The following is a 13,389-nucleotide window of genomic DNA, read 5'->3' as shown; positions in this document are numbered from 1 at the left end:
GGGGGGGGGGGGGGGGGGGGGGGGGGGGGGGGGGGGGGGGGGGGGGGGGGGGGGGGGGGGGGGGGGGGGGGAGGGGGAGAGGAGATGATCGATTAGGGTTTGAGCTTCGGTTTCTAGGGCGGCGATCGCATCTCCGACGGTTCGCCATTCGCGATCTACGATTACCTCTGCTGGATCGGTTGTTAGAGGGTCGAAGTCTAGATGCCAAGCTTTTGCTAAAGCGCGAGTTAAGCCGAGGCGACCGGGCTGGGGGTGACGAGCGATCGCGATGATCAAGTCTCGAAACTGTCGCCCTTCTGGACATTTGCCAAAAATGTGTAAGCCGTCGCGGATCTGTGCTTCTTTGAGTTCGCAGAGATAGCGATCTAAGTTTGTAATGAGGTCATCGATGGATTGAATCGAAGATTTTTGAACCAGGTTTTCTTGTTGAACCAAGGCGATGATGCGATCGCGGATCACCGATAATCGGGTTGGATCTAAACTTTGCGCTTCGTAGTATTCATCGATCAGGGCTTCTAGGGTTTGTAGTCCGCCGTAAAGTTCAGCCCGCGTCATGGGGGGCGTGAGATGATCAATAATCACAGCTTGGGCACGGCGTTTGGCTTGAGCGCCTTCCCCCGGATCGTTAACGATAAACGGATAGAGATGAGGAAGGGCTGCGATCGCAACTTCGGGATAGCAATTTTCAGCAAGCGCAAGGCTTTTACCAGGAAGCCATTCCAGGTTTCCGTGTTTGCCGACATGAACGATGGCGTTGGCATTGAAGTGCGATCGCACCCAGTGGTAAAACGCCAAGTAAGTATGCGTTGGTTCTAAATCTGGAGCATGATAATTTAGCGATGGATCACGATCATATCCGCGTGCAGGCTGAATGCCGATAAATACATTTCCTAACTGAATTCCTGCAATGGGAAATTCTTCGTTTTTAATATCTTTCCAGCGATTTAGAATGCCTTGCTGAACTGGCTCAGGTAGCGTTGAAAAATAATATTGATAGTCTTCTGGCGATATATGTTGATGAATTGTTCTCAGATCTTTTCCTTCTAAATCATTTGTGACTCCTTGCGTTAGTCTTCTGATTAGCTCATCTGATGTTTCTGGTATGTCTTCAACGGTATAGCCTGCTTGCTGTAGCGACTTTAAAATTTCTACACAGCTTTGCGGCGTGTCTAACCCAACGCCATTGGCAAGGCGACCATCGCGGGTGGGATAATTTGCCAGAATCAGCGCGATCTTTCGATCAGCAACGGGAGTTTGGCGGAGACGAGTCCAGTTTGCAGCCAAATTTGCCACAAACTCAACGCGATCGCGCACAGGCTTATAGGTCACCACATCGGTTTGCAGATCCGGATGACGAGTTTGCACCGTTTTAAACGAAACGGCTCGGCTGATAATGCGTCCATCCACTTCAGGAAGCGCCACATTCATCGCGATATCTCTCGGTGAAAGCCCCTGCACGCTCGATTGCCACTGCTCAACAGTGCCGCTGCTCAAAATCACTTGCAGCACTGGGACATCTAGCCTCGTCCAAAAATCGGATGGGGAAGATGGAGAAGAGATCGAGAAACTCGTTGTGTTGAGGAGGACGTGAATATTCGATTTGAAGTAGGTTAAAAGCTCGGCTTGAACATCGCGATCGCGCAATGATGAAACAAACACTGGAACAGGGGCTAAACCACAGCTTATTAATGCCTGGCACAATGCATCGATGACATCTACATTTCCAGATAAGTAATGCGCTCGGTAAAACAAAATTCCAGCTTTAGGAAACTCTGACAATAATAGCGGATCGCTTTTCCATTCATAAATCCCAACCTTAGGGACAATACAGGGAGAAACAATTTCGTGATTTTGCTTTAAGCAAGTAGTGGCAAGAAATTTAAGTGCATTTTGAAGATTTTGGCGACCGCCCTCGGTGAAATACCGCCACACTTGATTGACCACAGAAAGCGGCAGCGTCGAATGACTGAGCAAATCTGGATCGGGGCGATCGTCTCCGGGCAAAACAATCAGTGGGGTGTGGGTGCGATCGCAGGTTTCTTTAACCACTTCCAAGCCATATGACCAGTATGCTCGTCCGCCCAACAAGCGCAACACGATCACCTCTGCCTGTTCTAAAACATTTTCAGCATAGGTATCAATAGTTAACTGCTGTTGCAAATTGAGCAGGTTCGCCACTCGTACCGATGGAAAGCCTTCTGGCAGATCAGCAACCGCCGTTGCCAAGGTCTGAATATCGGTATCGGCAGCCGTCAAAATCACGATCGGGGCGGGCGTCTGTTCGATAAATACAACCCCCTCCGTGTCAGGATTCCAACCGCCCGGAATTGCTGCTAAACGATGCATAAAATAATTTGTGATTGGGGAAACGCGATTCATCGATGGGAATAACGGCACGGGTTCAATCCACCGCATGGTGATATCCACCGTAGAGACGCGCCATGGCGCGTCTCTCTGCCGGGCGGTGTGCCAACAACCCGATCATTTTAGGACAAATTGCCGCAACACCATGACCAACCAAAACTCATCGATTCATGTGTTCGTGTAACAATTGTTGTGCCCTAGGTTTATATAACAGATAAAACAATGACTCGATATAACGCAACATATCCTCCCGATTTTCCTGCGACGAATAGTTCCAGAACCCGTAAATTTTAGCCAACGACAACAAGCGATTGGTATGAATTTTCCAAGTATAGGTACTATACACACGCTCAATACTTTGTTGAGAAATTTCATCCCAATAGTTTGGGTTGCGATCGCACTGATCAAGAAACTCTACAACAGCAGTTGCAACCTCTTCGTGATCGGTTGGGTTAATATAAAAGCCATTGAGCCTGTTTTGAATAATTTCTAACGGGCCTCCAAAGCGGGTTGCAAAAGTTGGCAATCCTGTCACCATCGATTCGAGAATCGTTAAACCAAACGCCTCAAACAACGCGGGCTGCACAAAAATTCCCTTGCGATCGCCAATCACCCGATACACTTCTCCGGTGTCACTTTTTGACAGCCGCACCCCAAGCCAGCGAATTTTGCCATGCAAGCGATACTGCTCAATCAATCCATAAAGCTTCTCGATTTCGCTGATTTCTTCATGGTCGGTTGAGTCTTCTGTGCGAAGTTTGCCAGCGATCAAAATCAGATTACAGCGTTTCTGTAGTTCCTCACTTTTGCCGTATGCTTCCACCAGCCCTGTCAGATTTTTAATTCGATCAAGTCGCGCCATTGAAAATAAAGGACGCTTATTTGGATCGTCTAGCTTGCCAAAAATTTGCTCTGAGTCGTCGTCATTAAACAGAAGATTTTCCAAGCGATCGCGCTCATGGTTTAATCGCTCTTGGGTAGCTGTAAACGGAAAAAACACCGCTTGATTGACACCCGGTGGTACAACATTAAATTTTGGGCTAAATAATTCAACACCACTGACAACGTGATATAGCTCTGGCATCGTAAACGATTTATAAGACTCATACTGCCCAATGCTTTCAGAGGTTCCCACAATTTCTTGGTAGGTGCTACTGATCACAAAATTTGCTGCATTCATAGCGATCAGATCGGCTGTAAATTGCAGCGAAAAGTGATAATTATTTTCCAAATCTTGCCAGTAGAGATTACTAAACAGATACTTCGATTTTTCCAGGGCATGAGCAACAATACAATGCGTCACTTTCAGCCGACGAGCTAACAAAAATGCCACCAAATTTCCATCAGAATAATTGCCCACAATCAGATCGGGCGTCCCTTGAAATTCGGCTCGTAGCTCTCGTTCTGCATCAACTGAAAAGGTTTCGAGATAGGGCCAAATTTCAAAGCGAGAAATCCAATTTTGGGTTAGGTTCGGGTTAAATTCCCGAAACGGAACTCGCAAAATCCAGGCATTATGGGTGCCGTAAATTTTCTCTAACCGTTGATTACAAGACGTTCCATCACTATTAGGAATTAACCGGGTCAATACTAATACTTTAGGAGAAACATTCAACACCCCTAACCCAGCCAGATGCAGATCTTCTTGAAGCTGTTTCTCCAAGCTTTTTACTTGATCTAAAACATAAACAATCTGACCACCTGTATCAGGTCTGCCCAACACGCCTTCTTGCCCAAACCAACCATGAATTGAAACTAATACGACCCGAAAAATCATTGGAATGCGCGAAATAAACGCCTCCAACGCTTGGTGATCGGGGGAATCAATTAAGCCATCTAAAATCTCTAGGGTGTCGTGCACTCGCCGCGCAGTGTTACCCCATCCTGGCTCAAATCCAAGATTTTGCAACTCAAAGCGAAAGGTTTCGTAAGCCTCATCAGGGCTGCGATCGCTGACAATTGCCAACGCCTGCTTCACCCGATCTGATAGCTGCTGCTGCGTCTGAATCCGTTCATTGATCAGCAGTTGAGCGCCATCATAGCGATGCAGCCGCAAAAAATTAAACAACAATTCTTGCCACTGATGCGGCGCTTGAAACAATTTACTCGACAGAAATCGGTTTAAAAATTCAACCCCTTTGCCAATATTTTTTGGATCGCGAATCGTGGGTGAATAATCGTAGAACGGCTGAAAATCGATTTCAAAAATATCACCTTCCTGGGGCGTGTAACGATCCACAAAGCGATCGCGCAGATCTAACAAATCTGGAGTGCTGATCGGTGCGATCGCTAGATCGTCTGACAGTCGATAGGCTTCTTGTTGGGCAATGCGCGGGCGAATAATTAAACACAAACTCTCATCGTCAAGAATGATTTCTTGAGTAAAGTAAATCAGTTTGCTGAAATGAGAAGATGTATAAAATTGCTGTGACTTTTTGTTACTTTGGCAATAGTTATCAAACGCATGCACAATTTCATTTCTTAGAAAATACCGCTTGTCCAAGGCTCGCAGAAGGCTGGTAAAGGCTCGCAGATCCGTTTTTTCATCGCTGTTGAGAACCGTTTGAATTAGCTCCGACATTGTGACTCCTTATTCAGTAATTTGACTAGAGTGTAAAAGATTTGTGTGATGAAAGTTATCAGTATTGCCTTCAAATTTCAAGCGTTAATATTGTCCAGCCGAGCGAAAATTTTTGGTCAGGGGCTGAGTTTCATGCTCTATTCTTAATCTAAACATTTCAGATCAATGTAGACCTTTGGTGTAGACCTTTTGCGGATCTAAACCGTATGGCACAAAACATCATCCTTCTCATCAAGCAGAGGGCGTTCCTGCTTTATCCGCCGCTCCCCTTGCAATGCGTCGCACGAATCAATATGATTTAGTCCGTTAAAGCCCTTGTTCTGGCATGACTTCTGACACCTCCTCTATTTCTACTCCGTCTGATCCTCCGGAGGCGTCTTCTACGTCTTCAGAGCCGCCGATGGATCTCTCCTTACCTTCATCTAGTCCATCAGAGCCGACCTCTGATGCGCGACCCAACCTCATCGATATTCCGGAAAATTTACAAGTTCGCCTCAAACCCGAAGGCGACAAGCTGCTGTTGATTTTGCCGCCCGATGCAGAGCAGACCAAATCGCCCATCGGCTTTTCGTGGAACGAGGTTTGGCAGCAGTTTAAGCAGCAGTTGAGTGCCCGTGAACGGTTTTGGCAACCCAATAGCGCCGTCTATTTGATGGTGGGCGATCGCTTGCTTGACAACCGCCAACTCCAAGCGATCGCAGACGAACTCTCAGACCTGCAACTCCAACTTCGCTGGGTGTACACGAGCCGTCGTCAAACCGCCGTCGTTGCGGCAACGGCTGGATACTCGGTTGAGCAACAAACCGCCGCCGCGCCGATCGCCAAACCTACCACCGCGGCTCCCAGCATGGAAGAGCCGCTTTATGTGCAAATGACGCTGCGATCGGGAACAGAAATCCGCCATAACGGCACCGTCGTCGTGTTGGGCGATCTCAATCCTGGCAGTTCTGTGATTGCGGCAGGCGATATTTTGGTCTGGGGGCGGCTGCGCGGCGTTGCTCATGCAGGATGCAAAGGCGATAGTCGCTGTCTAATCTTGGCGCTGCAACTTGAACCTACTCAAATTCGGATCGCCGATTTTGTTGCCCGCGCCCCCGAAACTCCGCCCGCGCACTATCATCCAGAAGTTGCCTATGTCTCTCCGAAACGCACAATTCGGATTGCCAGAGCTAGCGATTTTCAGCGCCCAGAGTGGGAAAATCAAGCGTAAAAATCCGCCCATCGGAGACGGGGCGCAGATCAAACTTTATAAAGCAAATTGACAATTTCGGTTTGACAATTTTGTTGATTTCTCACCCTTCATTTTCTGCTACTCTTAGCGAAACGTTCACCTCCTACTAGTGAAGCGGTGCATTTCCGTTTATTCTAGAAAACCTGTGGACGTAGGGTTCCGTCAACGCTTATTTTTCAAAGGCGGATAAGGTCAATGGCTCGCATTATCGTCATTACGTCAGGCAAAGGTGGAGTCGGCAAAACCACCACCACGGCAAATTTGGGCATGGCATTAGCCAAGCGGCGGCGCAAAGTCGTGGTGGTGGATGCCGATTTTGGGCTGAGAAATCTCGATCTGCTCTTGGGGCTAGAAAACCGGGTGGTCTACACGGCGGTGGAAGTTCTCGCGGGGCAGTGCCGCCTGGAGCAAGCGCTGGTTAAAGATAAGCGGTTTAATAATTTGGCATTGCTTCCTGCGGCCCAAAATCGTACCAAAGAAGCGGTCACGCCCGATCAAATGAAGCAGTTGGTCAATGCTCTGGCGCGAGTCTATGAGTATATTTTGATCGACTGCCCCGCAGGGATTGAGATGGGCTTTCAAAATGCGATCGCAGCCGCCAAAGAAGCCGTGATCGTCACCACACCAGAGATTTCGGCAGTTCGAGACGCCGATCGGGTGATCGGGCTGTTGGAAGCCAACAACGTCAAGCAAATTCAGTTGCTGATTAACCGCATCAAGCCAGCAATGGTACAAGCAAACGATATGATGTCGGTGGCAGATGTCCAAGAGATTCTAGCTGTAAAACTGCTGGGTGTCATTCCTGATGATGAGAAAGTGATCGTTTCAACAAACAAAGGTGAACCACTTGTCTTATCGGAAACGCCATCGCAAGCAGGAACGGCATTTGATAATGTGGTGCGTCGCTTAGAAGGCGAACCTGTGCCCTTTATGGATCTCACCGTTCGGGATGAAGGTCTCTTGTCTCGCTTACGTCGTATTTTGTCTAACCGAGCCTAAGTGCTGAGCATCAAACCTGCTGCAAACCGATCATTCAGCCTTAGCGTAAATCATCACTATCTACCCGCTTTCTCTTTCTACCCACCATGCTCATCGAACTTCTAGAACGGCTTTTCCCCCGACCGGCTGACAATAGCCGAAACGATGTCAAACGTCGTCTTCAGCTTGTGTTGGCGCACGATCGCACCGATCTCCCTCCCAACTTGCTTGAGGATATGCGAAAGGAAATTCTAGAGGTTGTTTTGCGCTACGTCGAGCTTGACGATACGGGTACAGAATTTTCGTTGGAAAGTTCCAACCGCACCACGGCGCTGATCGCAAATTTGCCGATTCGCCGGGTGCGCCCCCGGAACGAAACAGAACCCGAAAAGTCTCCCGTTGCTCCTGATCTAACCCTTTCTGATGACCCTGCCGCCCCAGACTCTATCCCCGCGCCCGATTCTAACTAAACCACTGATGAAACGGATTACGGGCAGCACTAAACTTTTAGGGGTGATTGGGCAGCCGATCGAGCATTCCCTGTCTCCGATCTTGCACAACGCTGCATTAACGGAGATGGAATTAGATTATGTCTATCTTCCATTTGCCATCGCGCCGGGCGATTTAGACGCCGCGATCGCAGGATTTCGCGCGATCGATCTGCAAGGCTTTAGCGTCACGATTCCTCATAAACAAGCCATCCTCTCCCACCTCACAGGCATTACCGACGTTGCAGCAGCGATCGGCGCGGTAAACACCGTCTGGAAAACTGAAGCAGGTTGGCATGGCACCAATACCGATGTGATCGGGTTCCTCGCTCCCTTGCAAGCGTTGCAGACCGAGTGGGGTTCAACCTGTGCGATCGTGCTGGGTAATGGCGGAGCCGCAAGAGCCGTGGTCGCGGGATGTGCCCAGTTGGGATGCGCGGAAATTCAGGTGGTCGGGCGAAACCCTGACAAGCTGACTCAGTTTTTGCAAAGCTGGCACGGTTCTTCCTTGGCTCCCTCCCTGCAAACCTATCCGTGGGATGCCTTGCCAACCCTGCTGTCTCGCGCCGACCTGGTTGTAAATACAACGCCAATCGGCATGTCGCCCCAGGTTGAACGATCGCCGCTGACCCCGATGGAAATTCAGCAGTTGAAAAACGGCGCGATCGCCTATGACTTGATCTACGTTCCAAATCCGACCTTATTTCTGCAACACGCGCGATCGCAGGGCTGCATCACGATCGACGGGTTGGAAATGTTGATTGGGCAAGGAGCCGCCGCCCTCGAAATTTGGACTGGGCGCGCGGTTCCCATCAATACCATGCGCCAAGCAGTACGCCAGCACCTGGGTATGACAGGCTAACGACCGACATTCTCGATCGGGTTTCTTGTCGCCCAACCGCCGAGGGCGAGGATCTAGCCGTGCCTTCGCGAGGGGAAGCGAAAGCGCTAGACTTGAGATTGAAAGTGAGGGTCAACCCTTAAGGTATAACTAGTTAGGTCTAGATTTTTAGGTCTAGATTTCTAGACCCTGCAATTTTCCTAATTCAGTGCGAGCGACAGAATCGACCATGCAGCCAGCTATCACCGTCGGAACTATTCTACAAAACCGCTACCGTGTTCTCAGCACTTTGGGGCATGGGGGCTTTGGTCGAACCTATTTGGCAGAAGATCAGGGACGGTTTAACGAACTGTGTGCGCTTAAAGAACTGACGCCGCCGCAAGATAATCCTTACGCACTCAACAAATCTAAAGAACTGTTTCAGCGCGAGGCACAAATTCTTTATCAGATTGAGCATCCTCAAATTCCGCAGTTTCGAGCCACTTTCGAGGAAGATCAGCGCTTGTTTCTAGTCCAAGATTATGTCGAAGGCAAGACCTACCGGACGCTGCTCGATGAGCGCAAAAATCAGGGATTTGTCTTCTCTGAAAATGAAGTTACGCAAATGGTAAAGCAAGTTTTGCCGGTTTTGGCATACCTTCACGGCAAGGGCATTATTCACCGAGACATTGCGCCCGATAATATTATGTTGCGCGATCGCGACCAACTGCCGGTGCTGATTGACTTTGGTGTGGTCAAAGAAATTGCCACCCGCATTCAAGGACCTGAAACGTTTAAGCAGCAAACCACTGTCGGCAAGTTTGGCTACGCGCCCACCGAGCAAATGCAGACCGGGCGAGCCTACCCCAACAGCGACCTCTATGCCCTGGCGGTGACTGCCATCGTCCTCCTCACCGGGCGCGAGCCTCAAGAACTGTTTGACGAAAACACCATGACGTGGAAGTGGCAGCGCTACGTCAATGCCAATCCGGTCTTTGCTCAAGTCTTAAATCGCATGTTGAGCTATCGGGTGGGCGATCGCTTCCAATCTGCTAACGAAGTGATGCAAATGTTCCAAACGTCCGGAACGCCTGCTCCCTATCCGCCCTCTGTGGCATCGCCTCCCTCTGTGGCACCGCCGCCCTCTGCGGTTCGCCCCGCTTCACCAGATTTGTCCCAGATGGCAACTCAAGCGATCGGACGCCGTTCGACCCCAACCACCACCTCGACTAACGTTGAGAACCGGGCACAATCCACGATTCCAACCCGCAGTTCGCTGTGGGATGATCCATGGGCAGTGTTAGCGATCGGCACCGGATTGGTGCTCCTCGTTGGGCTGGGCGCATGGACGATTACGCGCGGCATTCTCACCGTCAATCAGCCCTCTCCTAGCCCCACAGTCACCGTTTCCCCAAGTCCAACGACACCGCGCCCAAGCCCAACAACGCCCAGCCCCTCGCCCTCGCCTACCGAACCTGTTTCGTTTAGCCAAACGCTAGATTTGTTGAGTGGCAGCGCGGCGCGAGATGGCACATTGCAATCCAATCAGACGCTAAACTTGATTGTGCCAGCCCAGGAAGGACAAGAACTGAGCGCGGTGGTGCAAGGAGAAGAAGTCTTGCTGACGGTGTTGGCACCCGACCAAAAGCCCGTGGATGCCCAAGCCGAACGCACGTCGCGGTGGGCAGGAATCCTTCCTTATACCGGGAATTATGTGGTGCAGTTGAAACCCGTCAAAGGCTTGCAAAGAGGGACATACAAGCTCAACGTCGATCTGGTTTCGCCGCCGCCGCCATCTCCCAGCCCGTCTCCTAGTCCGTCTCCTTCGCCAACCGTTAGCCCCGTCGTCCAGACCGATCGCCTCAATTTTCCCCCTGGTCAAAACGGGACGCAGGTCACTGGCAAAGCAGGACCAGCCCTGATTCAGCGCTATATTCTCAACGCGAAAGAAGCACAGTTTGCCACGGTGAGGATTAGCCAGGGCGCAACGCTGGTGATTCGCTACCCTGATGGGCGCGTGGAAGACACTGGCAGCGCAGTTTGGCAACAAACCTTGAACTCGTCGGGGGACTACCAAATCGATGTTATAGCAAGTCAAGATACCAACTTTACCCTAGACGTGAATGTTCAGTAAACCGATGAACGCGCTTCTGATTGCCGGAACTGATACGGATGTGGGCAAAACGGTTTTAACCTCTGCCTTGGCAGCCTATTGGCAAACTTACTGTGCATCGCAGACGCTGGGAATTATGAAGCCTTTTCAAACTGGAGTGGGCGATCGCGAACACTATTTAAGCCTGTTTGACTTGGATCAACCCCTCGATGAACTCAACCCCGTTTATTTTGAAGCGCCCCTCGCCTTGCCCGTGGCAGCGGAGCGAGAAGGCAACCGGGTAAAGCCAGAAATTGCGTGGCAAGCCTTTGAAGTGCTGCGGCAACGGCGAGATTTTGTCTTGGTAGAAGCACTGGGCGGCTTAGGATCGCCGATCACGCACACCACAACGGTGGCAGATTTGGCGTGGGATTGGCATCTGCCGGTTGTGTTAGTGGTTCCGGTGAGGTTGGGCGCGATCGCTCAAGCGGTAGCAAATGTGGCGTTGGCGCGGCAGTCGCGCTTGCATCTCAAAGGGATTGTGCTAAATTGCGTTCAGCCTTGCTCAGAAGGCGAGGTAGAACAGTGGGCATCGGCATCGCTCATCCAGTCCTTGACTGATGTTCCAGTGGTGGGGCTGATTCCTCACTTAGCGAGGGATGGCGGTTTTTCTGGCGGTTTACTCAGGAGCGATCGCGCTAAGCTGACTCAGATTGCCTCTAACTTAGAATTAGAACGGCTCATCCCAGTCCTGTATGAGTCGCTGTAGCAGAAAATCACGGTAGTAGAAAACCACGGTAGTAAAAAATCACGATAGCAAAGCTGCCCTTATGAAGCCTGCCCTGAGCCAACTTGGAGTCGAAATGTCCCGTCTATCTGGGGTGCGGGCGATCATGAAAGATATCATCGAAACCTTGAGATCCGGGGAAGGACAGAATTTTATTAACCTCAGTGCTGGCAATCCGGTAATTTTGCCAGAGGTTGAGCAACTTTGGCGCGACTGCACGGGTGATCTGTTAGCCAGTGCCGAATATAGCGAAGTGGTCTGTCGCTATGGCGCAAGTCAAGGCTATCAGCCGCTCATTGATGCAGTAGTACAGGATTTTAATCGGCGCTACGGGCTAAGGTTGACAGAGCGCAACATTTTGGTCACGCCGGGGAGCCAAAGTCTTTACTTTCTCGCGGCAAATGCCTTTGGGGGCTATACGTCAGACGGCAATTTGCGTAAAATCGTTTTGCCCTTGAGTCCAGACTACACCGGCTATGGAGGCGTAACCTTGACTCCTGAAGCGCTGGTCGCCTACAAACCAGAATTAGATATTGACTACGCTTCGCATCGCTTTAAGTATCGTCCTGATTTTAGTTTGGTGAACATTGATGAGACCACCGGATGTGTCATCTTTTCCCGTCCTTGCAATCCAACGGGCAACGTGCTTACAGATGATGAAGTCAGTAAACTTACAACGTTAGCTGCAAAGTATGATGTTCCAGTGCTAATTGATTCTGCCTACGCGCCGCCTTATCCATCGCTTAACTTTACAGATATGACTCCGACGTTTGGAGACAATGTGCTGCACTGTATGAGCCTATCGAAAGCGGGATTGCCTGGAGAACGCATTGGCATTGCGATCGGGGCTGCAAGTATTATCGAGATTTTGGAAGCGTTTCAAACAAATTTGTGCATTCATTCACCGAGGTATGGGCAAGCGATCGCGGCTCGGGCGATCCGATCTGGGGCATTGGGTGCGATCTCGCTCGATGTCATCCGACCGTTTTATCAGCAGAAGATCGCCGTGGTTGAAGAAACCCTCAGCCGATTTATGCCAATGGATCTTCCCTGGTTTTTGCATCGCGGCGAAGGGGCTATTTTTGCGTGGCTGTGGCTCAACGATCTGCCGATCGCAGATTGGGAATTTTATCAGGCGCTGAAAAAAGTTGGTGTCATTGTTGTTCCGGGCAGCACGTTCTTTCCTGGGCTGCATGAAGCATGGGAACACAAACGGCAGTGTCTGCGAATTAGCCTCACGGGAACGGATGAGGAATTGCAGACGGCAATGCAGCGCTTAGCTCAGGTCTACACCGAAACGATGAACGGCAACGGATAAACGCTAGGCTAGAAGAGGGATTGCCCCTAATCCTGAGCGAAGAGCCAATCCCGCTCTTACTCTGTTCCGTCGGCAGAGCAGGAGTGAGGGCAGGTCGAAGTCATTCAGCCAAAAACACGATCGTTCTACCTTTAACTTATGCAAGTTCAATTTCGAGAGTTTGATGCGTTTAACATCTGGATGTGGATTGAGTTTGTCACAGTTCCGTCTGAAATGGAGAAACAGTACGTTGAAGAGCTATTTAGCTCTTGGTTTTTTCTGGGCAAACTGGGCGGCTTCAATGCTGAAAATTTGCAGGTGCAAGACACTGGGCTTGATCTAAGCTACATGCTCTACGACGAAGATACGGCCGAAGATGCAATGATGTCAGTCATGCACAACATGGGCGATTTTGAGTATGAGGGCAACTGGGCAAGATGCTGGTTTGACTTGGGCACAAGCGATGCGATCGCGCTAGATGTGTTGATTAATTCGCTCAAGCAACTCAGCAAAGATTTCGTCACGATCGAGCAAATTATCGTTGGCGGCGAAAACGAAGATTGGCGGGTTCCGGGCAGCAGCAATCCAGATTTTGTGACGGATAATCAACTCAATTAGGCGCGGTGTTGGGCACAGCAAAACTCTCCTTGAATCGCGATTTTTTGAACCATAAACTGTTGAATCATAGATTAATTATTGAATTATAAATTAATTGTTGAATCATAAATTATAGTGTTTGAACCGATCGGAT

10 protein-coding genes are annotated in these 13,389 nt (G+C 50.0%); 8 read left to right on the top strand and 2 right to left on the bottom strand.

All coding sequences use genetic code 11. The features are described from left to right. On the bottom strand, positions 1-2,415 hold a 2,415-nt coding region (cobN, locus tag GS601_RS13525), incomplete at its 3' end, for a cobaltochelatase subunit CobN (protein WP_338017037.1). A 109-nt stretch (positions 2,416-2,524) separates the two neighbouring features. Next, complete coding sequence (locus tag GS601_RS13520; protein ID WP_162423812.1) at positions 2,525-4,945, bottom strand: sucrose synthase; 2,421 nt, start codon at positions 4,943-4,945, stop codon at positions 2,525-2,527. Between the two features lie 325 nt (positions 4,946-5,270). Here GS601_RS13520 and minC point away from each other — a divergent pair, with 325 nt between their 5' ends. The 8 genes from minC to GS601_RS13480 all read left to right on the top strand — a co-directional run bounded on the left by minC (position 5,271) and on the right by GS601_RS13480 (position 13,256). Then, positions 5,271-6,155, top strand: a complete 885-nt coding sequence (minC, locus tag GS601_RS13515; RefSeq protein ID WP_162423811.1) for a septum site-determining protein MinC — start codon at positions 5,271-5,273, stop codon at positions 6,153-6,155. 216 nt (positions 6,156-6,371) lie between these two features. Further along, complete coding sequence (gene minD / locus GS601_RS13510) at positions 6,372-7,175, top strand: septum site-determining protein MinD (protein ID WP_162423810.1); 804 nt, start codon at positions 6,372-6,374, stop codon at positions 7,173-7,175. Positions 7,176-7,261: 86 nt separating this feature from the next. Beyond that, a complete protein-coding gene (gene minE / locus GS601_RS13505; protein ID WP_162423809.1) occupies positions 7,262-7,624 on the top strand; it encodes a cell division topological specificity factor MinE in 363 nt (120 codons plus the stop codon). Positions 7,625-7,631: 7 nt separating this feature from the next. Further along, complete coding sequence (locus GS601_RS13500; protein ID WP_162423808.1) at positions 7,632-8,504, top strand: shikimate dehydrogenase; 873 nt, start codon at positions 7,632-7,634, stop codon at positions 8,502-8,504. Positions 8,505-8,712: 208 nt separating this feature from the next. Next, a complete protein-coding gene (locus GS601_RS13495) occupies positions 8,713-10,596 on the top strand; it encodes a serine/threonine-protein kinase (RefSeq protein WP_162423807.1) in 1,884 nt (627 codons plus the stop codon). 4 nt (positions 10,597-10,600) lie between these two features. Next, positions 10,601-11,323: a dethiobiotin synthase gene (gene bioD, locus GS601_RS13490; RefSeq protein WP_162423806.1), complete on the top strand. Its 723-nt coding sequence runs from the start codon at positions 10,601-10,603 to the stop codon at positions 11,321-11,323. 61 nt (positions 11,324-11,384) lie between these two features. After that, a complete protein-coding gene (locus tag GS601_RS13485; RefSeq protein ID WP_162423805.1) occupies positions 11,385-12,659 on the top strand; it encodes a valine--pyruvate transaminase in 1,275 nt (424 codons plus the stop codon). A gap of 138 nt (positions 12,660-12,797) precedes the next feature. Next, positions 12,798-13,256: a DUF3531 family protein gene (locus tag GS601_RS13480; protein WP_162423804.1), complete on the top strand. Its 459-nt coding sequence runs from the start codon at positions 12,798-12,800 to the stop codon at positions 13,254-13,256. Positions 13,257-13,389 lie beyond the last annotated feature (133 nt).

Origin of the sequence: Myxacorys almedinensis A, assembly GCF_010091945.1 — a bacterium.
GTDB classification, from domain to species: Bacteria; Cyanobacteriota; Cyanobacteriia; order Leptolyngbyales; family Leptolyngbyaceae; genus Myxacorys; species Myxacorys almedinensis.
This window is presented reverse-complemented; position numbering and strand designations above follow the sequence as displayed.